The sequence below is a fragment of the Janthinobacterium sp. OK676 genome, assembly GCF_900103595.1.
Taxonomy (GTDB): Bacteria; Pseudomonadota; Gammaproteobacteria; order Burkholderiales; family Burkholderiaceae_D; genus Janthinobacterium.
In genome coordinates, this window is sequence record NZ_FNHA01000006.1 from 221,373 (window position 1) to 243,918 (window position 22,546).

The following is a 22,546-nucleotide window of genomic DNA, read 5'->3' on the forward strand; positions in this document are numbered from 1 at the left end:
TGTCGGGCTTATAATATCGGCTGTTCAGTCTAAGCCGATCGCCATCATGCAAGCCATCAACCCAGCAACACCCGCCGTTTCCGCCGCCGCCAGCCCGCTGGCCGCCACGTTTGTCAATATCGCCGCGTATAAATTCATCACGCTCGACGATACGGAAACCATGCGTCCCTTGTATCAGGAGCAATGCCTGGCGCTGGAACTGAAGGGCACGATCCTGCTGACGCCGGAAGGCATCAATATGTTCCTGTCGGGCACGCGCGAGCATATCGACAACTTCCTCGCCTGGGTGCGCAGCGATGCGCGCCTGGCCGATCTGGAATGGAAGGAAAGCTTGTCGAACGAGCAATCGCACAAGCGCATGCTGGTCAAGCTGAAAAAGGAAATCATCACCATGCGCATGCCGCTGATCAAGCCGGAACTGGGCCGCGCCCCGTCCGTCGACGCGCACACGCTCAAGCGCTGGCTCGACGCCGGCGTCGACGATGCGGGCAAACCCGTGGTCATGATGGAAACGCGCAATGCGTTTGAAGTGGACGTGGGCACGTTCAACAACACGCTCGACTACCGTATCGACAAGTTCACGGAATTCCCGGCCGTCGCCGCCGCGCACAAGGACGAACTGGAAGGCAAGACCGTCGTCACCTTCTGCACGGGCGGCATCCGCTGCGAAAAGGCCGCCATCCACATGAAGGAAATCGGCTACGACAGCGTGTACCAGCTCGACGGTGGCATCCTGAAATATTTTGAAGAAGTGGGCGGCGAGCACTACACGGGCGACTGCTTCGTGTTCGACTACCGCACGGCCCTGAACCCGAAACTGGAACCGACGGAAACCGTGCAATGTTTCGTCTGCCGCGCCGTCGTCACTCCGCGCCAGCAACTGGCGCAGGAATATGTGTATGAGGTGTCTTGCCCGCATTGCTTTGACAAAAAACAGGCGTAGGCGCCGGTACGGCGCATCGCGCGCAGAGTGGACTCTTGACGAAGGAAAGCTAAAAATGCAATTTTTTAACAAGTTCGACCGGTTTTATACGACCAGTGTTACCAGCCCGTTTCCAGACCGCCTCAACGGACGTCACGCTGCGATTATTGCCCGCAATAGCGATCAACTGGCGGGCAAGCGGATCCTCGATATCGCCAGCCATGACGGGCGCTGGACTTTCGCCGCCCTGCAGGCCGGAGCGGCGCATGTGACGGGAATCGAACCGCGTCAGGAATTGATTGACAATGCCATCGCCACCTTCGATCAGTATGGCATCGATCGGTCGCGCTACACCTTCCACTGCGGCGACGTGTTCGAACACCTGCAGGCACAGACTTACGACGTGGTCCTGTGCCTGGGCTTTTATTACCATACGGTCCGCCACGCGGAATTGCTCGACCGCATTGAGCGCACGGGCGCCACCTTTGTCATTATCGATACGGAAGTCATCCCGCCCGGAGGCAATGCAGGCTCGGCCGCTAGCGACGATAGCCGCCTGGTGTTCAATAACCCCAACAGCATACAGCTGCTGCGCGAACCGGTCGATGACCAGCAGATGGCGTGCAGCGACTCCCTGACCCGCAATGGCCATACTCTGGTGGGCCGCCCGTCGCGCGCCGCCGTCGAGTATCTGGCCAATCATTTCGGCTACACATCGCAGAATTATGACTGGGCAGCCTACTTCGCGGACCATCCCGAACACAGCGCGACGATGAACGATTACCACAAAGGCTGGCGCGAGACGTTTTACCTGTCCCGCAAATAAGCGGGCCCGGCCACGTTGCGGCCGCATGCGCCGCAACGTATCAGGCCGGCTGCTCTTCGCTGACAAGGCAGATATCGCCCTGCCAGGACACATAGCCCGATGATTTGATGTGCCACTTGAAGACGCCTGCGGCGATCTGGTCTTCCGAGGTGACGACTGGCGCGCTGAAGCGCACTTCCGAGGCAAATTCCTGCGTCAGCTCCAGCACGCCGTCATGTTCGCCCTGCTGCGTCAGCACGCGCCATGGCAAGGGATTATCATTGTCATTGCGGTTATTAAAACGGATGTAGATGTGTTTTTTTGACATTTTCTTTCTCCTTGATAAAATCAGTTATGCAGGACCAAAGGCAACGACTGCGCGGTCCGGCCCTCAGCCCAGCGTTTTGATGCCAGCCAGCAGCAACACGCCTGCCAGCGCCACCTGCAATCCCCGCGCTGAAAAATAGCGCGATAAAAAACTTCCTGCGAGAACGGCGGGCACCGAGCCTGCCAGCAAGCTCAGCAACATGTGTCCATCCACCAGACCGGCCCACAGATAGCCGCAGCCGGCGATCACGGCCAGCGGAATCGCATGGACGATGTCCGTGGCGACGAGCCGGTGCGGCGGCATCTGGCCCGGATACAGGCACAGCAGCAACACGCTGCCCAGCGCCCCGGCGCCCACCGAGGTCAGCGCCACGCAAATGCCGAGCCCGGCCCCGGCGGCGATCGTCAACGCTGCCTGGCGGCGTGCAGCGGCAGGCCGCGCCGTGCGGGCGCGCGCAGCAGCCATCGTCAATAAACGGGGGGCCAGCAGCAAGCCGCCGGCCGTCAGCAACACCAGCGCGCCCACCAGGTGCGTCAGCCAGTCCAGTTTGTGCACTTTCACGCCAGCGGACACCAGTAGCACGACCACCAGCGCCAGCGGCAGACTGCCGATCCACAAGCGGCGCGCAACGCGCCAATCGACATTCCCGCCGCCCTGATGCACGGCGGCGCCAAACACTTTGGTGATGGCGGCAAACCACAGGTCCGTGGCAATCGCCGTGACCGGCGGCACATTAAAAAACAGGAGCAGCAGCGGCGTCATGACGGCACCGCCTCCCACGCCGGTCAAGCCAACGAGCAAACCGGTCAGGGCGCCGGCCAGCGCATAACCAGCGTCAATCATGGCCGGTGGCTGCCGCACAGGCAGCGATAAAATGTGGATTGAGCACATCGGCTTTGCCGTAGCGCAAAGGTTCACCGGTCAGCGTGGTCACCTGGCCACCAGCGGCCTCGACAATCGCATGCGCAGCCGCTGTATCCCATTCGCAAGTTGGCCCCAGGCGCGGATAGAGGTGTGCAGCGCCTTCGGCGATGCGGCACAACTTGAGGGAACTGCCTGCCTGCACTACTTCGCACGGCCCCAGCGCGGCAATAAAGGCGTGGGTTGCTGCATTCATATGACTTTTGCTGGCGACGATACGCAGCGGCATGCCATGCGCAGGCAGCGCCGCGCAAATCGCCGTGCTGCCGGCCGTATCCACGCGAAACGCGCCCAGGTCTTTTGCGCCCCAGTATGTTTGCTCCAGCGCTGGCGCCACCACGACACCGAAAACCGGGCAGCCATCCGAGACCAGCGCTACATTGACCGTAAACTCATCATTGCGCGCCAGGAACTCCTTGGTACCGTCGAGCGGATCGATCAGCCAGAAATCCCCCTTCTTCGCTGGCGCATGCGCAGCAGCGTCGGTATCTTCCTCGGAAATCACTGGCACATCCGGCGTCAGCTCGGCCAAGCCACGTATCAGCACGGCATGCGCCAGCAAGTCCGCCTGCGTTAGAGGGCTGGCATCGGCCTTGAAACGCACGCCCAGGTCGGCGGAGCGATAAATATCCATGATGGCCACCCCGGCCTGTTGGGCCAGTGCGACAACGGATTGCATCATTTCACTGCTGAGGATTTGTCGCATTACGTATTTTTCCATAATTTTTACATGCATATGCTATCATCAAATCTGAAAAACGCGAATTTAAATATTTAATAGCAAATTGCGACAAGCGAGGATTGCATGACACGGCCACACACACCTCTGTTCAACCTGGATACCGACCGCATCTGGGATACTGAAAGCGCCTTCCTGCAACTGCAGGCCCTGGGGGCCGCCGACACCAAGCGCACCGCGGAGCGCCTGCTGCACAAGCTGGAAATGCTTCCTGCGGCACTTGGCACCAGTGCCATTCGCGATGAAAACGGCGCAGCCCCGATCCCGGCCGTGCTGGAGTGGGAAATCGCACAGGCGCGCAGCAAGCGCATCTTGCCGGTCTTTGCCCAATTGGCGAAGTTGCCTGGCGGCCAGGAGTGCCTGCACTTCAATGATGCGCGCGGTGCCCGCTATTGGCTGCCACTCGGGGACGCCATCCCGAGCCAAAACAGTATCGCCACCGCGTTTGCACGCCTGCAAGAGCATCTCGGCAAGCCGCTCGCCCTCTTCCCGCACGGTCAACTTACCAAGCTGTGCCGCGATATGCCGCTCAGCCCCGGCATCGGCATATGCCTGCTCAGCTATCCCGCCACCACGCCGAATGTCAATCGCGGCCCGGTCCTGCCGACCTCGCGCCATTTGAAGCGGCTGGAGGCAGAGAGCATCGACATCCTGCGTGAAGCCGTCGCGGCGGGTGGCAATCCATGCATGCTGTACTCGCTGGGCAAGGATAGTTCCGTCATGCTGCATCTGGCGCGCAAGGCCTTTTACCCCTCCCTGCCGCCCTTCCCGCTATTGCATGTCGATACCCGCTGGAAATTTCAGGAAATGTATCAATTCCGCGATGCCATGGTACGCGCGAGCGGCATGGAAATACTCGTGCACACCAATCCTGAAGCGATTGAAAAAAACATCAATCCTTTCGACCACGGCGCGACGCTGCATACGGACATCACCAAGACGGCGGGCCTGAAACAGGCACTGGATAAATATCAATTCGACGTGATCTTCGGCGGCGCGCGCCGCGACGAGGAAAAATCACGCGCCAAGGAGCGCATCTTCTCGTTTCGCTCGGCAAGCCACGGCTGGGATCCAAAGAACCAGCGCCCCGAACCCTGGAACCTGTACAACACCAGCAAGAACAAAGGCGAGAGCGTCCGCGTATTCCCCTTGTCGAACTGGACCGAGCTGGATATTTGGCAGTACATCCACCAGGAAGGCATACCCGTGGTGCCGCTGTACTTTGCCAAGGAGCGCGCTGTCGTACAACGCGACGGCATGTGGGTCCTCGTCGACGACGCACGCATGCCCCTGCTTCCTGACGAACTCTTTTACAAAAAAATGGTTCGATTCCGTACTCTCGGCTGCTACCCTTTGACCGGGGCAATCGAGTCGACTGCCGCGTCTTTGCCCGAAATCATTATGGAGCTGGTACATGCCAGGAATTCGGAGCGCCAGGGGCGCGCCATCGATAACGATGCATCTGCAAGCATGGAAAAAAAGAAACAAGAAGGATACTTTTAATGTCTCGCCCAAAAAAAATAACGCCAGCACCTGCAGCCAATCTGCGACCGCAGACACATCTCGATACGCTCGAAGCACTGCAGAAGCAGCAAGATAACCAGGAACTGCTGCGCTTCATCACATGCGGCAATGTCGACGATGGCAAAAGCACCTTGATCGGGCGCCTGCTGTGGGAGTCCCAGCAATTGCTTGACGATCAATTCAGCTCGCTGCAAAAAGAGTCAAAGAAGTTTGGCACGCAGGGGGACGAGATCGACTTTGCCTTGTTGGTCGATGGCCTGGCCGCGGAGCGGGAACAAGGCATCACGATCGATATCGCCTATCGCTTCTTTGGCACCAGCCAACGCCGCTTTATCGTCGCCGATACGCCTGGGCATCAGCAATACACGCGCAATATGGTGACCGCAGCGTCGACGGCCGATGTCGCCATCCTGCTCATCGACGCGCAAAAAGGCATCCAGACCCAGACCCGCCGCCATGCTTTTCTGGCGTCGCTGATGGGCATACGCCATATTGTGCTGGCGATCAATAAAATGGACTTGGTACAGTTCTCGCAGGAAATATATACGCAAATAAACGAAGCGTTCGCGGCATTTGCCGCTTCGTTCAAGTTTGCCAGCGTGACGGCCATTCCGCTCAGTGCGCTCAAGGGCGACAACCTCAGCCAGCGTTCACCGCACACGCCATGGTATGCGGGCCCTACGCTGCTCGGCTATCTGGAAACGGTCAAGCCCGAGCCATCTGCAGGCAAGTCCTGGGTCTTCCCCGTGCAATGGGTCAACCGCCCCGACTCCTCGTTCCGCGGCTTCAGCGGCACGGTAGCGCAAGGCGCGATATGCGTCGGCGACGAAATCCGCGTGGCGGCCTCCGGACAAACCAGCCACATCGCGGAAATCGTCACCATGGATGGGGCGTTAGCGCAAGCCAGCCAGGGCGACGCGGTCACGCTGCGCCTGGCAACGGAAATCGACGTGTCGCGCGGCGATATCCTGTCGCTTGCAGCCTCCCCGCTGGAAATGACGGACCAGATGGAAGCAACGCTGATCTGGACCGACCAGGATGCCGGCCTGATGGGACGCAACTACAACATCAAGCTGGCCACGCAGAGCGCGGCGGCATCCATCACCAACATCAAGTATGAAATCGACGTCAATACGCTGACACATCATGCTGCCAAACAACTCAAGCTGAACTGCATCTCGGTGTGCAACATCGCTCTCAGCAAGCCCATGGTGTTCGACAATTACGAGCAGTCAAAAACATTGGGCAGCTTCATCCTGACCGACCGTTTTACCCATGCCACCGTCGCCATCGGCATGGTGCGCCACAATCTGCGCCGCGCCCAGAACGTCCACCGGCAGGCACTCTCGATCCAGCGCCCGGCGCGGGAAAAGCTGAATGGACATAAAGGCAAGGTCATCTGGTTCACCGGCCTGTCGGGCTCAGGCAAGTCCACCATCGCCAATGCGCTGGAAGTGGCGCTGCATGCCGAAGGCAAACGCACCTACCTGCTCGACGGGGACAATGTGCGCCAAGGCCTGAACAAGGATCTCGGCTTTACCGATGCCGACAGGGTGGAAAACATACGCCGCATCGCCGAAGTGGCCAAGCTGATGCTCGATGCGGGCTTGATCGTGCTCACGGCATTCATCTCGCCCTTCCGCCGCGAGCGTGAAATGGCGCGTGAATTGATCGGTCCCGACAATTTCGTGGAAGTCTATGTCGATGCGTCGCTGGAGGTGTGCGAACGCCGCGACCCCAAGGGCCTGTACAAAAAGGCAAGGGCCGGAAAACTACCCAATATGTCGGGCATCGGCAGCCCGTACGAAACACCGGGGACGCCGCAGGTCACCATCAATACAGACACTATGCCGATCGAGCTCTGCGTAGAGACATTACTGAAAGAGTGCTTTGACTGATACTGTCACAGTCCGGAGGATCTTGCTCTTGCCCGTAGCAGCAATGATGTAAACAACACGCCGTCACTGACAAGTCGCGGGAATGCTCCCGCGACTTGAGCAACGCTTTACTTCCCTACGGAAACTACCCCGCATACATCCAGCGCAGTGTTTCCTCTAATGGCCGCAAGGCCAGTGGCCCCGTATGGACCTGCAACTTCGCATTGCTGCCCACCAGCCGCGCCACCTCGTTGCCACGCACAAAGGCAGGATTCACGTGGACATTGATGCGATAGCCGGCAATATCTGCCATCAGATCGAGCACCTGTTGCAACGTATATGCCACGCCAGAACAGATGTTGAAAGTATGTCCCGCCGCCGCATCACCGAGCGCCACCAACTTGCCGTAGCTGTCGGTAACCATGCGCACATCCGAGAAATCGCGTGCCACATTCAGGTTGCCCAGTTCAATGTCGCGCGCGCCGCTGCGGAAATGCGACACAATCTTAGGCAGCAGGAAATTCTCGTGCTGCCCCAGCCCCGTATAGTTGAATGGCCGCACCAGCATGACAGGCAGGCGGTCCATCCACAGGCGGGCCATGTATTCCATCGCCAGCTTGCTTACCGCGTAATCATTGGCTGGCGCCGGCATGACATCCTCGGTAATCGGCTCGACGTCCGTATTGCCATAAATATTCGCGCTGGAAGCGAGCAATACGGCAGACGGCTTTTTGGCAAGGCTGGCCAGCGCAGTGAGCAGATTGCGCGTACCGACAATATTCACGCGATAAATCGCCTCGACGTCCGCATGGGCGACAAAGGCGATAGCAGCCAGGTGCACGACCACATCGGGCTGCACCGCCTCGACCATGCGCGCCACCGCGTCGAGGTCGGCCAGGTCAACAGCGACAAGGTCGCCGCCGCTGTCCTTGGCCGACAGTACCGTGCCGAAAACACGGTAGCCCGCATCGGCAAGTACCTGCGCCATATAGCGTCCGGTAAAGCCATGTATGCCCGTAATCAACGCGCGTTTTTCTGCCCCATCGGCGGGCAGCGCGGTAGTCTTCCCGCTCATGGCATTCACCTTAGAAAGAAAAACCAGCTGTATTACGGCGCAGGTCGGCATCGACCATCATCTGGCACAGCTCTTCGAGCGTGGTCTTGGGTGCCCAGCCAAGTTCGCGGGTTGCCTTGGCCGGATCGCCAATGAGCAGTTCCACCTCGGCAGGACGATAGAATTTCGGACTCACGCGCACCAGCGTCTTGCCGCTGCTGCTGCAACGTCCGGTTTCATTCTCGGCCGTACCCTGCCATTCGATCTGTACACCGACCGCCTTGAAAGCCATCGTGACAAAATCACGTACGGTCTCTGTCCGGTTGGTAGCCAAGACGAAAGTATCAGGCTGGTCCGCCTGCAGGATGCGCCACATGCCTTCCACATACTCCTTGGCATAACCCCAGTCGCGCTTGGCATCCATATTGCCCAGTTCCAGCACATCAAGCTGGCCCAGCTTGATCTTCGCCACGGAATCGGTGATCTTGCGCGTGACAAATTCACGTCCGCGCAGAGGCGACTCATGATTGAAGAGAATGCCGCTGGCGCCGAAAATACCATACGATTCACGGTAATTGACCGTCATCCAGTGCGCGTACAGCTTGGCAACGCCGTATGGGCTACGCGGATAAAACGGCGTGTCTTCCACTTGCGGTATCGCTTGCACCTTGCCAAACATCTCCGATGTCGACGCCTGGTAGAAACGGATCTTCGGATTCACGATGCGGATCGCTTCGAGCAGGAAAACGGGACCGATGCCCGTGATACCTGCCGTTGTCACTGGCTGGTCGAACGACACGCCGACAAAGCTCTGCGCCGCCAGATTATAGATTTCGTCGAAATCGCCGGCTTGCAACAGGCGGATGCTCGAACCGAGGTCAGTCAAGTCATATTCGACCAGCGACAGCTTCGGATGATTTTGAATGCCCAGTTCCTCGATGCGCCAAAAATTGACCGAACTGGTACGACGATACGTACCGGTTACCGCATACCCCTTCTCCAGCAGAAGTTGCGCAAGATAGGCGCCATCCTGGCCGGTGATACCTGTAATTAAGGCCTTCTTACTATTGTTTAGCGCAGTCATATCTTCCTCACAAATACCATTAAATAATACTAAAAAATGAAAATAGCTTCAATTTCAAAATTTCACAGCTCAACCATGAAATTAATCAGCCTGATGAAACATATAATTCAAAACGAAAGAATTCAATCTGCAAATATTTTTTTCTCTATCTTTTTTACAAAATATTCAGAACTGCTTTTCGTCAGATGACCGGAGTCTACAGCCGTTAAATCACTGGATTTCGGCCCGACACGAGTCAGACACCCATCTTCGCGGCACATGGCATCCAGCGCAGATATATAAGTCACACCGATTTTCGGCATCTCGACCTTAAATTTACTATCCCATTTTTCTGTCTCAGGCCTTAATCCATATTTCATGTACGTCGGAGCAGGAGGATGCATCGGTGTATTTTTCCAATACCCTATCATACTGTGCACCAAGGTTTTATCCCACTCAGGAACTGGCCCGACAACAACAATACGGGAATTGGCAGAAACACTGCGTATTTTCTTTACTGTTTCCGCCAATCCATGCATTGATTTCTCAGGCGTATCATATGCATTCATCCCACCATTCATCCAGCTGATAATAATTATCTCTGGCTGAAGAATCTTTGCCGCCTCCAAGGACTCTGAATTGATCAGATTTAAATTCTTGTTATTGGCAGCAATTTTATCCTGCTCAAAAAAAGGAGGGGCATTTCCCACGGTAAATTGAGCAATCCCGAAATTACGTTCCTTTGAAATTTTCTCAAGACCTGAGTAGAGCACCGCAGCATAAGAATCGCCCCAAAGAAATACCATGGAATTACGTCGTTGGGCGCAAGTATCAATACGCGATTCCAAAGAGACACTTACATTCGTGCTGTGGCACTTACCATCCCGGATATTCTCACCAAGCTTAAAATATTCGTAGACATTGCCTATCTTTATTAATTCTGATATTTGCGCTGGATACCTTGCAATGAAGCCATTATTTTTAAAAGTAACAAAACCAACTCCACCAAGAATCGCCATGAAAAACAACAGCCCATAGAATTTCAACAACTCTTTTTTGTACAACCTCAAATTCTTTTCCACAAAATTATAGCTCAGCCAAGCCATAAAAATACTGACAAAAAGAATTGCAAACCTGATGCCGCAGTCGACACTGGCAGATACTGTGGGCTGAGAAATATTATAGTAGGCAATAATGGGCCAATGCCACAAATACAGCGGATAGCTAATCAATCCCAAAAATACAAATAAACGACTAGATAGAATCTTCCTATTGATGAATGTATTTTCCCCGGCAACGATAATCAAGGACGCACCAAGCGTCGGCAACAATGCCCAATATCCAGGGAATTTCTTCTCTGGCGTCAATAAAATTATCGCCAACAAAATAAAAATCAATCCGACAACTGAGCAGCATTCCAACACAACCGCCTTGTGTGTATTCAACGTTCTATATAAACCCACCTTATCCGCATCTGGGACATTATTTTTTTCCCTGATGGAAAGCAATGCAATCAGGCTCCCTAGGCACAATTCCCAAAAACGAGGAAATGGCAAGAAAAATGAGGACGTAGGGTTATGCGTTGTCAAATACAGATTCGATAAAAAAGACAGTGATATCAAAATTGCGATCAAAACCAAAACGACGTTCTTTTTCCGCCAAAAAATCCAGAGCAATAATGGCCAAACGAGATAGAATTGCTCCTCGATCCCCAATGACCAGAGGTGCAACAAGGGTTTGAGTTCAGATGCGGTACTGAAATAACCTGCTTCCGACCACAAAACCAGATTCGATGAAAACAATGCGCCGGCGGCGATATGCTTACCAAGTTCAGCAAACTCAACCGGCAATAAGGTAAACCAACCGACTACATAGGTGAATATTAATACAATGATCAATACTGGAAAAATTCGGCGAACGCGCCTTGAGTAAAAATCAAAAAAACTGAAATTATTACTTTCCAATCTTTCCAAAATTATCTTGCCGATTAAAAATCCCGAAATGATGAAAAAAACATCAACACCGACAAAACCACCCGGCAAAACCTTTGGAAAAATATGGGAGATAAGCACGGATATTACTGCTATCGCACGCAGGCCATCTATGGACGGCCGATAAATCAAATGCGCAGTTTCTAAAGCTAAATTATTCTTCATCTTCTAAAAAATTTAAAATACTCTCATGATAATTTTAAAAATCGGAAATTTAAGCAGCCACACAAGAAATATCAAAATTTTTAAAACAATGGAAACCTGAAAAAATTATTTATTCACCAGGTCATTCATTTCTTCCCACGTGAAAAATTTCCTCTTTTCATAATACAAATCGCCAGCATGCGGCCGTTCTTTAATACGTTCGACATTTACTGACTGCAGTTCCTGACAACCTCTAGTCAAATAATGAAGAAAAACAAAAGGCAACAGACCGAGCCAAGTGATTCGCTGAGACGGATATGCGAAACAATGATAAAAAAACTTAATTCGATTGCGAAGGGTTATGCGAGACGCTATGACAGAACCATTCTCCGATAATGGCTTGAGTACTGAAAAAAATGGACCCGGGCAATTGAATGCATTATATAAAGAATACTGCAATACCTTGTCACTACATCCCATATCATGAGCACACTTCACCGCTACGGCATGCAGTGCATCATGATCATGATGCCCCCCTTCCCATGCAGGAACGTATATTTTTTCAACCGAATTTTTATCTAAAAAATTGCGCAGCCAAGAATCCACCTTGTTGATATTTTTAGGCAAATAGGCATCACCAATACCCAAATGCTCCCCAACAAACATGACGTTTTCCTGATCAACACCGAGTGATTTCAGAACACCAAGCGATTCGGTATTACGCTGTGAAGCGGTCACATTGCCAGTGACACCATCAGTCAAGTAAGCACACAGCACTAGTCGTTGCGCGGCGCCTTCCACCAATAGCTGCTGAAAAACGCCGAATTCATCATCTTGGTGGGCAAATAGAAATAAAGCTACTGGTTGAGAAACCAAATTAGTATGCATCAAAATCCAGGAAAGAAAAACCGACGCTGCCAGCTTCGAGCTTGTCCATCCGGCCGCTCAGAGAGCGGTAAATGAAATTCAGCGGTGACGGTTTGAAACGATCAGGAATGGCGACATAGGTAGCGCTGCGGGAGATGGCCGCCGGAACCAGGCCGACAAACAGGCGCAATGGCGACATCATCGGCGGCGGACTCAGTATCAACTCGCTGCCATCGACAGGCGGCAGTTCCGCATAAGCGGGCAGCCAGGGCTTGACCGACGGGGCAAAGAACTCCAGCATGCCATGCGAGCGGCGCGCGTGGACGCGGTTCTGCGGATTGGCGCAACGCCAGTTCAGGCTGGCCGCCGAGTGCACGCGCTCGAACTGGCCCAGGGCCTGGCCTGCCACCGCACGCCGCACGGCGCCGATGCCGACCTGTGCCTGCAAGGGTTCCACCAGCTGGAAGCCCAGCTTGCGAATGAAGCCCGGGGTACTGTTGGCATTGGCAACGCCATAGATGGCATCGATGCCCTGGCTTTGCGCCGCTTCGTAGGTCATCTCCGCGAGCTTGGTAAACAGGCCCTTGCCTTGGTAGGTAGGATGCGTCGCGGTATTCAGCGACAGCGCTACCCGCACAAGCTGGCCACCAACGCTGGCCATCGCGGGGATGGTGACATAATGGGCAGCAAGCACATCGCCATCCCAGGCATCGAAGCCAATGACGGAACCATCCGGATTATCGTGATAGAGCCAAGTAAGATAGGCATTGCTGAATTTGTCCACACCAGGAAAACAGGCATTGAACAGCGATACATATTTTTCGATGGCGGCAGTATCGTGCTGAACGGGGGCGAAGGTGATCATTTAAAGACCCAATATTTACTAAGAAGAAAACCGTTCGCAGCAACGAACGGTAGCGAACAAATCTTGCCGAGAATAACGCCCAACCCCATGACATTATCCGACAGATAGACAAACCCCAGCGTAATCACATAATTAATGCCGACGACGACGAGAAAACGGCAGGCTTTCTGCACCGATGCCCTGGATTTGAACGTCAGATTCTGATGAAACAGATAATTCACAATCAAGCCGGCCAGGAAGCCACCAGCAACGGCCAGCGGCGGCGTGAGACCCGCCACCAGCAAGGCTTTCAGGATACCGATATCCACCACGGCGGACAGCACCCCGCCGCCGACGAAAATAGAAAAATGACGCAGCCGCGCTAGCGAAATACTCATTTTTCCTCGCCGATTACTGCTGCGGCACGGCGGCCGCGGCGATGCCATGGCGTTTTGGGTACGGAGTTGATATCAAAGGCAAGGAAGGCCAGAATCAGCTGCAGTCCCATCAGTATCGGCAGGGCCGACAGCATGACGGTACCGGCGGGCGTTGCGGTGCCTTCGCGGGCGGCGGACAGCCAATGGCTCAGGCCATACACCGTGCCAAATCCCGTCAGCAACAAGCCTAGTGGCAATTCGACCGAGGCAATCGAAAGGTCGCGCAAATAATAATTGTAAAAAATTCGCTTCGTGAAATTACGACAATGCTTGATGATAAACTCGCCGACAATCTTCGAGATCTTCAGGTTGCTCACCTCGTCGCCATAGCTGGCGTCCATGGGCACGTCCTGCACGACCGCGCGCAGGGTGTTCAATCGGAACAAGATATCGGTTTCAAAAAAGTAGCGCTTGCTGATTTTATCGAAGGGCAAACGTTTCGCCACGTCGACATGGATAGCCGTATAGCCATTGGTGGGATCGAACAGATCCCAGTAGCCGGAAGAAATTTTCGTCATGAAGGACAGCACGGCGTTGCCGAACAGGCGGATCGCTGGCATCGAGCGGATTTCTTCAAGATCATAGAACCTGTTTCCCTTGGTATAGTCGGCTTCGCCGCGCAAAACAGGGCCGGCAAAATCCGGCACCAGGGCCGGGTCCATCTGGCCATCGCCGTCGATCTTGACGATGACGCCAGCGCCATCGGCAATCGCCGCGCGATAACCGGCCATCACCGCGCCACCGACACCTTGGTTCACTTCATTGCGTAGCACCACTACGCGTGGATCCACATTATGCTTTTCGATGAAGTCGCCGGAACCATCGGGACATTTGTCATCGATGGCGTAAATGCGCCACACTTCTGGCCCGATCGCCGCGATGACTCCCAGTACGTGATTGGTGACGCGGTAGCAGGGAATGACCACGGCAATATGACGGGAATCGCTAAACATATATTTCATAAAATTATCCGAAAAAACTTACACTACAGGCAGGCGATACCGAAGGTTGCAAATCACTTCGGCAAACGCTCGACGCTGATCCTGGAAATCGCAACACCGAGAATGCGGGCGGAATCGGCAGGCTTGAAAACGCCAGACTCGAAGACCAATCGGTCTGTCGGTTTGGATACATTCACCACCAGTTCAATTTCCTTGCCGGCATTGGAAAACGACAATACCTGGACCTGATCGCCAATTTTCAGCCGCAGCGGCGCCTTCAGGTTTTCATCCAGGCTCCAGCCAAACAGCTTGATGCGCAAGTGGCCTTGCAGCAAGCGCGGCAACAGGACTTCGGCGACAGTTTCGCTGCTCCAGGCACCCCACTCTTCCGGCGCATTAAAGCCCGTCAGCAGCAGGCCATTGCCCGGCGCCTGCGCCAAGGCCCATGGTGAAACTTCACCGACACTCAACACGGTTTTAGGCCCGGCCTGGCGCTGGACGGCCGGTACAGCTGCCGCCACTGGCGCACTGGCAACGCGATTTGCAATGGCGATGGCAGCACTTCCGGACTGCAGCGGAATCAGGCGCATCTTGCCCACTGTCAGCGATGCGGCATAGTCAAAGTCCAGTTGATACTCACCATCGAGCACCACCCAGTCGGCACCAGCGATATCCTGTGCCGAGATACGCGCTCCAGCCGCCTGCGTGATCACCTTGGGCGCGTTGCCCAGGCCAAAGAGCAGATACGATGCGCGGCCATAACGCTCTTCCGAGACGACAACGCCCCTGCCTATCTGCTTATCGCCCAACAGCAGGCCCAGCGCACGTCCACTGCGGCTGATCTCGGCAGTGCCATGCAAATGGGAAGCGAGCCATGCGTAGCTCTGTAAACATCCGACGCCCAGGATCAGAAACAGCTGCACAGCCAATATCCGTGGCAGCCATTGACGCCGATAGATGGAGGCGCCCAGGCCGCCGATCAGCACGACAAACAGCAGCATGCCGATGTAGGGAAGCGCCCCCCCAAACGACCATTGGAACCAGTTTTGAGGATTGAAGAACGCGAAAAACAGCGGATTATCCCAAGGGAAGATCTTAAATTTTGGAATAACGACAAACATGCCCAACAAGAGCGCGGCCCCCAGCAGCAGCAAGGTGGCCTTCTTCGCCCGCTCGGACAGCTCGGCAAGGGCAAAAAAATACAAGGCCGGCAACCAGATCAAGGCAGCGCTCAAGTAGCGGCCGTGCAGACGCATGGCCTCGCCCTCGCTCAGTGCCGCTGCGCCGGCCGTAAACCACGCCGTCATGGCCAGGTGCGAAGCGACCATGGTGATGACAAAAATGGCCAGCGCGGTCTTCTCGGGCGTGCTGCTGCTGCGTCGCCGTAAACAGATGACCAGATGACTGGCGCTCCAGACCAGCACCGGGGAAAAAATCAGGGCAATGACAGTCGCATTTCCCAACAGATAATACAAGGCACTGAAAAGCCGACTGAACACAGAGACCTGGGCGACCGGGTTATCCAGATACCGGCCATAAAACTTCAAACCGAGCGCAACGGTAGGATCGAAAGACCAGTTCCCGGTGCTCGCGAAGGCCAGTGAGATCAACACGACATAAGCGGTAAACAGCATCAGTACGCCATTACGCAGCACCTTGGCCAGGCGGCGCGGACCGGCACCCGCTGCCCACAGCAATGGCAAGGTGGCCAGGGCCGCCAGGAGCATGGCCACCGCATGCGGTTTGATTAATATCGCGGTGCCCAATGCCCCGCCAGCCAACACGCTGCCACGCAGGCAGTGCTGCGGATAAACCCGCGCCAATGCAAAGCCGAGAATGGCAGCCAGCAGCATCAGGTCGACTTCCGGCATCACGGCGTACAGATAGATATGCGCCGGAAACAACAGGCAGGCAATAATGCCCGGCAACATGCGCTGTGCGCCAGCCACGGGCAGCACCGTGCGCGCGATCAGCCAGACGGCGGCCAGGTACTCGATGGCATGCAACACGCGATAGGCAGCAAGAAAATGCTCGCCAAACAGGCGTGTGCTGATATGCACCAAGGAAAAATACACAAAATTGGAAACCCGTTGCAAGCCTGGGTCAAGGCTGTACAGCGCGGCTAATTGATTGTTGAACTTACCGCTGATGTAAAAGGCGTATTCATCGGAGGCAAAAATCGGCCCCCCCACGCTGACGGAAAAAATCACGTAGCAGGCAAAAGCGAAGAGCAAGACGGCGGGTATCGATAGTCTCAATCGATTGTTACTGATCATTCTGATTTCATTTTCTGGTCCGCCGCGGTCGACCAGGGCAGGATGTTATTCTTTTCAGCAGTCTGGCGACCGCTGGTAACTGGACGTGCTTAGCTGCCGACAGCCACCATCGGCCGTCGGCACAGCTGTTTAGCCAGCAATAACGAGGATGCTATTCGGATTGCAGGTGGTGGCGGCAGTACCATTGACTTCCAGGACATTGACTTTATATTCGCCTGGTACGGCAGCAGACATATCGATATTCGCTTCCCAACCAGCATCTTGCAGCACAGGATTGTTATGTGCACCGGCAACATCTGGACGTTTCAGGCCACGCTGGGCAGCGGCGTACAGTTTCACTGGACCATCCAGTTCAATAAACACCGGACCCGGGGCTACCGTGGCCTTGACGTCGGCCGCCCAGCCGTTCAAGGAAACTTTGGTCTTGTCTGCGATTTTATTCGACAGGCCGTGTTCGTTACCATTCAGGCGATCAAACGAACATGTTGTCACCGCAGCCAATTCAGCTGGCAGCGATGCGGGACGGGTTACGTCAGCCTTGGTAAAGACTGGCGCGACAGCGGCAGGTGCCGCAGGAGCACCCGCAGCCGGCGCGGCCGGCTCTGTTTTTTCAGAGCAAGCAGACAAGGCCAGAACAACTGCAGTAGTTAAAAGCAAAGATTTCATGAGATTCTCAAATAAAGTTAGGGCCTGAATCCAGGCGGGAGTTTTCTTGTATCGGTCAACAGACAGAAAGGGAGACAGCCTCCCTTTCATTACATCAGCTATTACCTCAAGGCACTACGAATAGTATCCAAACGGTCAATGTAATTCAATCCTATTGGTCGGTAAGCGAATCGGTTTTGCATATGTAGACGCGCCAGGTTACCCATGGCACGGCCTTTTGCGGGCGAATCAACCAATTCAGTCATCAACGCCACCGCCTGGTCGTAGTTCGGGTCGGCCCAAACTTGGTCCTCGTGGTGTGGATACTCATCTTTTTGTACGGGAATGAGCTTGTAATCCACGCTGAACGATACTTCCGGCAACATGAAGTCCATATTGCCCGAATACGCCGTGGCGATGACGGGACGACCCAGCACCATCGCTTCGGCAATGCCGAAACCATAGCCTTCCGATCGATGCAACGACAGGAAACAGTCGCAGCAACGCACGAGATTCTTCACCTCGTTGCTCGACATCACTTGCTGGATCAAGGTGACATTGGCATGCAGGTCAAGGACGTTTTGCTGCAGCGCCGTGAAGGCGGCAGGATTGGTTTCCACGCCGTTGACCTTGATGACCAGATGCGCCTTCGAATATGGACGCTTGGCGAGCAAGGCGCGGAAGGCACGCAACACTCCCTCAGGGTTCTTGCGCGACGAGTAGGAGCGCAGATCATAAAAGAAGAGGAACGTATAGTCGGTCTCCGGAATGGAGAAATAGCGGCGTCCAAGATAAGCGCTCAGGGACACTTCACACGACAGCGGCATGTGGTAAATCGGCTTGCGGCAGACCTTTTTCAGGCCCTCCAGGATAAATTCCGATGGTGCCCATATTTCGTCAAAGCGGTCCAGTTGCGCTGCCCACTCCTTGGGATAGCGCGGCAGTTCCCACAAGGGATAAATGATGTTATAGCCGGACCATGGCTCGTGATAGTTCAGCTGCTTCCACACCTGCTCGACCTCGTTGCCATTGATATGGAACACATTGATCTTCGCGGCGCCATCGCGGAACGACGGCGCCAATTCGGCCTGATCGTCCGCATTGGGCTGTTCCAGCTTGTAGATATCGAGTAATTGCGGCGCCTGTCCAACCTTGCGCAACGAACGGAATGTCGCGCGCACGTGTTCGCCCATGCCAATCGGGGCGTAGGGGTGGCCTACCAGGCAGACGTCGTTGTCGTTTTTCTTATGCATGCTCATTACTTATTTACCATCGTTGTTTTTGCCCAGCAGACGCCCCGCCTCGCGGGCATTGCGCACAGCTTCCAGATACGTATGTCCGAAGCGGCGGTCCGGCTCCAGATAAGCACCCTCGGCCCATTCGTTCCATGCATTGACGAAGACCAGGCGTTCATCACCAAAGTGCTGCTTGCGCGTCTCGTCGATCGTTTCCTCCAGCCAGCCCTGGAACGCGCCCGGTGTCGCATGTTCAAAGCAGAAACTGTTGCCTTGACGGCGAGCCGTATTGTCCCAGCCCGGCATCACCCCTTTGAAACGGGTATAGGCAGGCGCTTCACGGGTGGCATAACGAACGGCCAGGTCGCGATAATCGGCCACGCTGCCGGCAAAGTTCGGATTGAGAATCTCTCCGCTCGGCGCCTTTTGCTCCGCCAGCCCTTGCGGTGGGAACTCGACCGCTGCATCGCAGCCAAAGGTCGATGGATGCGTATTCGAATGCACCAAGTCGAAGGACTCTACCATCGCGATATAAATCTCGCCGATGCCCTGCTCGCGGCAAATGGTACGCCAGCGCGCCGCCGTTTCAGCAAAGTTAGGGAACAGCGTTACGCGATAGATCAGCAATAAAGGCCGGCCATCGATCTTGATATAGCGCGCATCCTTGAAGAAACGGATCAGGTCATTAATTACCGCCTTGTCATCGTCGACCGTGTGCGACTGCGCCATCAACACTTCATGTTCCTGGCCATCCCAGCGACGTGTCCAGTTCTCGTTCGCCCAGCACAGGCAGAAAGGCAGCTTCGGCTCATCGGATAAAAGCAACTGCTCGACCGGACGCTCGAGCAGGCGATGACCATCGAACCAGTAATAGTAGTAGCAGAAGCCGTGCACGCCATAACGCTGAGCAAGCTCGGCCTGTTGCTGCATGACCTCGATCAGGCGCAAATCGTAATAGCCCAGATCGGCGGGAACGCGCGGCTGGTAATGGCCGACGAAATTGGGCTGCGCCTTGCTGACATTGGTCCACTCCGTGAAGCCCTTGCCCCACCATTGATCATTTTCCACAATCGGGTGATATTGCGGCAAGAAGAAGGCGATCAGACGAGGAATCATGGCGCTATCGAGTGGCGCGGACCATTTCTGCTTCAGCGTCGACAGATTTTTGTTGATGCAGCGCATCTTGAAGGCATTATCGCCATCGGCCGTCGTTTTCGACAGATGATGAATAATGGTGGCAGCCGGATTGTAGTAAATATCATAGCCGGCATCGCGCACGCTCAGGCACATGTCCGCGTCTTCACAATAGCAGGGCAGGAACTCCTCGGAGAAACCGCCGATCTTGCGCGCCAACTCGGTCGGCAGCAGCAGGCAGGCGCCGGACACGTAGTCGACACGACGCAGGTAAGAGTAGCGCGGCAGTTGCGGATCGTCATTCAGCCCGATCATCGTCGCTGCACCATCGGGCGTAAATGCCACGCCAGCCTCTTGCAAATGGCCACTTGGATAGACGAAACGTGGGCCTACTGCCCCCACGTTCGGTTTGTTCTTGAAAGTTGCCAGCAAGGTAGCGAGCCAGCCAGCCGTCACTTGCACGTCATTATTCAGATACAGTACGTAACGTCCTTTGACATCGCCCAACACGCGATTGCAATTACGCAAGAAACCCAGATTGCTGTCGCTGCGGCTGTAGCGGATATTCGCCACCAAAGACATCAGCTCCTCAGTCTCGTCCGTCGACGCATCATCGGCCAGAAGCACTTCGAATGTCACATCGTTTTCCACATGCTGCGCAATCGACGCCAGACATTCCAGGGTCAGTTTGACATTATTAAAAACTGGAATAATGATCGAGACATCCGGCATCGATACCACGGCAGGCAATGCGAGGGACTTGGCGGTGCGGCGCAAATCGGCATGCTTGATGTCGATCATGTCGAATGGTGTCGGAGCAACATTTCCAAGACGGTTAGCCTTGACTTGCGCAATATTGGCCTTCACGGCAGCATAGTCCTGCCATTCCCATACGCCGTCGGCAACCGGCAGCGCAGGGTTGCTTACGGCGCTTTTCTGATCGCCGTGCTGCACTGGCGCCGCTGGCTGTGCAGGTACGGCCGGCGCGGCCCAGTTGCGCTGGATCTGCTGGAACTCCAGCCAGCGCTGATAGGCCTCCGAACGCTTCAAGGCAAAGCCGAAGTGACGGAAAACGCCGTTCTTCAAGCGCTGCTTGTTCATTGGCGTCAAAGGCAATGCACGATACGATGCAACGGCCATGCCGAACAATGCCCGGCGCGCTTTGCGCGGAGCTGCCGAGACCTTGCGCAGGGGCGCAGTGATACGCCAGCTACGCGAAGCATGGGTTTGCTCAATTTGTTGCTGCAGCGACAAATTAACGTTGCGTAAGTGATCGTAGTCAGACTTCAGGGAATGATGGTGCGACGCGATCGCATCATGCTCTCCAGACAGGGTAGCGACGCGGTGATCGGCGCTGCCGACGGCCAGTTCCAGCTCCTGGATATGGCACTGATGACAGAATACCTGATGCTTCAACGCATCGACGGCCTGCTCGAGCTCCAGCATGCGGTGCTGCTGTGCCAGTTGCTCCTGCGTGGTCACGGTATGGTGATGCGCCGCGGCCTCTGCCAGCTCGGCCTCGACCATGGACGCGCGTTCGCGCTGTATGGCAGCTAATTCGGCCTCGTGATGCCGCAATTCCTCGCGCAGCGTCGCCAGGATATTTTCGCGTTCATGTAAAGTTTCACTCAAAGTCGTTGCATCCATTTGCAATTGCGCATTCTTCTTTTCAAATTCTTCGACCAACATTTGCCGCTCGACCAGTATCCCGTCACGTTCCTGCAATTCGTGGCCAAGCTCCATTACCCGCTGGATGTGCACGTCCAACTGGTGCTCCCTGCTTCGAAGCTGATTATCATGCTCGCTCATGAGCTGCTGCAATTCCGCCAGATGACGATCGCGCTGTTCCACTTTCTGATGCAAGGCACCGATCTCGCCCTCGCGGTCTTTCGCCAGGAACGCGGCGGCATGCTCACGCTGGGACAGGCGGTCAGCCAGGCGCAGGGCAACCAGCATACGATCAAACTCCTGACCCCAGCGAACAATCTCCGCCTCCACCTCTGGCTCGCCGAACGCTCGCTTGCCCATGGCCAAGTCCCTGAGCATGGAATAAATTTCATACACCAATGGCGGGCAACGACCATCAAGCAACAGGTCTTCCGGCGCATAAACGGTATGGCGCAGCTCCTGATCGAGGAACTCATTGCGGTAGTCTTCAAGCGCCCCGGCATCCATCTGCAAATTGAAGGAACTTGCCAGGCGCATCAGCTCCGTATCAGGAGACTGCATGACCTGGTCATAGTCGATCACGACCCTCGGTTTGCCTGCGCTGTATGTCAAGCTTGGAATGACATGACCCAGCCATAGCAGATAGCTCTGTTCGAGTTCCATGGCGTCGCGCTTGGCGAGTGACTGCGCGACACTCAGGGGGTGTCGCAACGCAATAATATAGGAGACATCGATACCGCAATAGGCAAAAACCTCGCGCCAGAATGGCAGCAATTTGGCAATGCGCGGGTCTTTAAAACCAAATAATGGCGCATCGGCCAGCTTGCTGCGCAAGAGTTCAACGGCACGCAAAAAATAACCCTGCTTTTTCAAGGTATCGACATCGGCGGCATTAATGGCTGCCAGGCTACTCCAGGCCCCGCCCAATTCCGCGAGCACTTCATTGTCAAAGGTATTGAGGTCGATATCTTCCCAAAATCCCTTGGCGTTATTCCCTTCGATCGCGGGAATTAATCGTGTTCCTAGATCGATACCCATAACGCGCAAGCCACGAGTGATCGTGCTCGTACCGCTACGATGCATACCCAGGACAATAAACAGCCTGTTTTTTTTAACTTCTACCATTTCTGC

Annotated in this window: 18 protein-coding genes; 4 read left to right on the forward strand and 14 right to left on the reverse strand. The window is 55.1% G+C overall.

The features are described from left to right. The first annotated feature begins 46 nt into the window (after window positions 1-46). A complete protein-coding gene (locus BLU39_RS14215) occupies window positions 47-943 on the forward strand; it encodes a sulfurtransferase (protein WP_092713980.1) in 897 nt (298 codons plus the stop codon). A gap of 55 nt (window positions 944-998) precedes the next feature. Beyond that, window positions 999-1,748: a class I SAM-dependent methyltransferase gene (locus BLU39_RS14220; RefSeq protein WP_175539302.1), complete on the forward strand. Its 750-nt coding sequence runs from the start codon at window positions 999-1,001 to the stop codon at window positions 1,746-1,748. A gap of 40 nt (window positions 1,749-1,788) precedes the next feature. Here BLU39_RS14220 and BLU39_RS14225 read toward each other — a convergent pair whose 3' ends face one another. The 3 genes from BLU39_RS14225 to cysQ form a co-directional block, all read right to left on the reverse strand. Then, on the reverse strand, window positions 1,789-2,055 hold the full coding sequence (locus BLU39_RS14225) for a hypothetical protein (protein ID WP_092713984.1): 267 nt from the start codon (window positions 2,053-2,055) through the stop codon (window positions 1,789-1,791). Window positions 2,056-2,118: 63 nt separating this feature from the next. Further along, window positions 2,119-2,898, reverse strand: coding sequence for a sulfite exporter TauE/SafE family protein (locus tag BLU39_RS14230; protein ID WP_092713986.1), 780 nt, complete (start codon window positions 2,896-2,898; stop codon window positions 2,119-2,121). Beyond that, window positions 2,891-3,682 carry a 3'(2'),5'-bisphosphate nucleotidase CysQ gene (gene cysQ, locus BLU39_RS14235; protein ID WP_092713988.1) on the reverse strand — a complete coding sequence of 264 codons (792 nt, stop codon included), beginning with the start codon at window positions 3,680-3,682 and terminating at the stop codon, window positions 2,891-2,893. Before cysQ ends, BLU39_RS14230 begins: the two co-directional genes overlap by 8 nt. Before the next feature lie 633 nt (window positions 3,683-4,315). Between cysQ and cysD the strand changes: the two genes are divergently transcribed. Together cysD and cysN are read left to right on the forward strand one after the other, a co-directional pair. After that, entirely contained in the window at window positions 4,316-5,218 is a 903-nt protein-coding gene (gene cysD / locus BLU39_RS28955; protein WP_254788979.1) for a sulfate adenylyltransferase subunit CysD, read from the forward strand. Further along, complete coding sequence (gene cysN, locus BLU39_RS14245) at window positions 5,218-7,137, forward strand: sulfate adenylyltransferase subunit CysN (RefSeq protein WP_092713990.1); 1,920 nt, start codon at window positions 5,218-5,220, stop codon at window positions 7,135-7,137. Before cysD ends, cysN begins: the two co-directional genes overlap by 1 nt. A 124-nt stretch (window positions 7,138-7,261) precedes the next feature. On the opposite strand, the gene BLU39_RS14250 is transcribed toward cysN, so the two are convergent. From BLU39_RS14250 to BLU39_RS14300, 11 genes are all read right to left on the reverse strand, one after another. Continuing rightward, window positions 7,262-8,191: a GDP-mannose 4,6-dehydratase gene (locus BLU39_RS14250; RefSeq protein WP_092714207.1), complete on the reverse strand. Its 930-nt coding sequence runs from the start codon at window positions 8,189-8,191 to the stop codon at window positions 7,262-7,264. A gap of 10 nt (window positions 8,192-8,201) precedes the next feature. Next, window positions 8,202-9,254 (reverse strand): GDP-mannose 4,6-dehydratase, encoded by a 1,053-nt coding sequence (gmd, locus tag BLU39_RS14255; protein WP_092713992.1) that lies wholly within the window; start codon window positions 9,252-9,254, stop codon window positions 8,202-8,204. A gap of 122 nt (window positions 9,255-9,376) precedes the next feature. Continuing rightward, complete coding sequence (locus BLU39_RS14260; protein ID WP_092713994.1) at window positions 9,377-11,389, reverse strand: acyltransferase family protein; 2,013 nt, start codon at window positions 11,387-11,389, stop codon at window positions 9,377-9,379. A gap of 105 nt (window positions 11,390-11,494) precedes the next feature. Next, on the reverse strand, window positions 11,495-12,256 hold the full coding sequence (locus tag BLU39_RS14265) for a PIG-L deacetylase family protein (protein ID WP_092713996.1): 762 nt from the start codon (window positions 12,254-12,256) through the stop codon (window positions 11,495-11,497). Continuing rightward, window positions 12,246-13,100 (reverse strand): GNAT family N-acetyltransferase, encoded by an 855-nt coding sequence (locus tag BLU39_RS14270; protein ID WP_092713998.1) that lies wholly within the window; start codon window positions 13,098-13,100, stop codon window positions 12,246-12,248. Before BLU39_RS14270 ends, BLU39_RS14265 begins: the two co-directional genes overlap by 11 nt. Next, entirely contained in the window at window positions 13,097-13,477 is a 381-nt protein-coding gene (locus BLU39_RS14275; protein WP_092714000.1) for a GtrA family protein, read from the reverse strand. Before BLU39_RS14275 ends, BLU39_RS14270 begins: the two co-directional genes overlap by 4 nt. Then, complete coding sequence (locus tag BLU39_RS14280; protein WP_092714002.1) at window positions 13,474-14,478, reverse strand: glycosyltransferase family 2 protein; 1,005 nt, start codon at window positions 14,476-14,478, stop codon at window positions 13,474-13,476. Before BLU39_RS14280 ends, BLU39_RS14275 begins: the two co-directional genes overlap by 4 nt. A 53-nt stretch (window positions 14,479-14,531) precedes the next feature. Further along, window positions 14,532-16,733, reverse strand: coding sequence for a DUF7024 domain-containing protein (locus BLU39_RS14285; protein ID WP_139178281.1), 2,202 nt, complete (start codon window positions 16,731-16,733; stop codon window positions 14,532-14,534). 129 nt (window positions 16,734-16,862) lie between these two features. Continuing rightward, window positions 16,863-17,399 carry a hypothetical protein gene (locus tag BLU39_RS14290; protein WP_139178283.1) on the reverse strand — a complete coding sequence of 179 codons (537 nt, stop codon included), beginning with the start codon at window positions 17,397-17,399 and terminating at the stop codon, window positions 16,863-16,865. 101 nt (window positions 17,400-17,500) lie between these two features. After that, a complete protein-coding gene (locus BLU39_RS14295; RefSeq protein WP_198511211.1) occupies window positions 17,501-18,631 on the reverse strand; it encodes a glycosyltransferase family 4 protein in 1,131 nt (376 codons plus the stop codon). A gap of 9 nt (window positions 18,632-18,640) precedes the next feature. Further along, window positions 18,641-22,540 carry a glycoside hydrolase family 99-like domain-containing protein gene (locus tag BLU39_RS14300; protein WP_217635074.1) on the reverse strand — a complete coding sequence of 1,300 codons (3,900 nt, stop codon included), beginning with the start codon at window positions 22,538-22,540 and terminating at the stop codon, window positions 18,641-18,643. Window positions 22,541-22,546 lie beyond the last annotated feature (6 nt).

Excerpts from the sequence above, each read along its gene's own strand:
- cysQ (WP_092713988.1), bottom strand. The coding sequence starts at position 3,682 with ATGCGACAAATCCTCAGCAGTGAAATGATGCAATCCGTTGTCGCACTG.
- cysN (WP_092713990.1), top strand. The coding sequence starts at position 5,218 with ATGTCTCGCCCAAAAAAAATAACGCCAGCACCTGCAGCCAATCTGCGA.
- BLU39_RS14285 (WP_139178281.1), bottom strand. The coding sequence starts at position 16,733 with ATGATCAGTAACAATCGATTGAGACTATCGATACCCGCCGTCTTGCTC.
- BLU39_RS14215 (WP_092713980.1), top strand. The coding sequence starts at position 47 with ATGCAAGCCATCAACCCAGCAACACCCGCCGTTTCCGCCGCCGCCAGC.
- BLU39_RS14265 (WP_092713996.1), bottom strand. The coding sequence starts at position 12,256 with ATGCATACTAATTTGGTTTCTCAACCAGTAGCTTTATTTCTATTTGCC.
- BLU39_RS14260 (WP_092713994.1), bottom strand. The coding sequence starts at position 11,389 with ATGAAGAATAATTTAGCTTTAGAAACTGCGCATTTGATTTATCGGCCG.
- BLU39_RS14250 (WP_092714207.1), bottom strand. The coding sequence starts at position 8,191 with ATGAGCGGGAAGACTACCGCGCTGCCCGCCGATGGGGCAGAAAAACGC.
- BLU39_RS14230 (WP_092713986.1), bottom strand. The coding sequence starts at position 2,898 with ATGATTGACGCTGGTTATGCGCTGGCCGGCGCCCTGACCGGTTTGCTC.
- BLU39_RS14275 (WP_092714000.1), bottom strand. The coding sequence starts at position 13,477 with ATGAGTATTTCGCTAGCGCGGCTGCGTCATTTTTCTATTTTCGTCGGC.
- BLU39_RS14300 (WP_217635074.1), bottom strand. The coding sequence starts at position 22,540 with ATGGTAGAAGTTAAAAAAAACAGGCTGTTTATTGTCCTGGGTATGCAT.
- BLU39_RS14270 (WP_092713998.1), bottom strand. The coding sequence starts at position 13,100 with ATGATCACCTTCGCCCCCGTTCAGCACGATACTGCCGCCATCGAAAAA.
- BLU39_RS14220 (WP_175539302.1), top strand. The coding sequence starts at position 999 with ATGCAATTTTTTAACAAGTTCGACCGGTTTTATACGACCAGTGTTACC.
- BLU39_RS14295 (WP_198511211.1), bottom strand. The coding sequence starts at position 18,631 with ATGCATAAGAAAAACGACAACGACGTCTGCCTGGTAGGCCACCCCTAC.
- BLU39_RS14280 (WP_092714002.1), bottom strand. The coding sequence starts at position 14,478 with ATGAAATATATGTTTAGCGATTCCCGTCATATTGCCGTGGTCATTCCC.
- gmd (WP_092713992.1), bottom strand. The coding sequence starts at position 9,254 with ATGACTGCGCTAAACAATAGTAAGAAGGCCTTAATTACAGGTATCACC.
- BLU39_RS14290 (WP_139178283.1), bottom strand. The coding sequence starts at position 17,399 with ATGAAATCTTTGCTTTTAACTACTGCAGTTGTTCTGGCCTTGTCTGCT.
- BLU39_RS14225 (WP_092713984.1), bottom strand. The coding sequence starts at position 2,055 with ATGTCAAAAAAACACATCTACATCCGTTTTAATAACCGCAATGACAAT.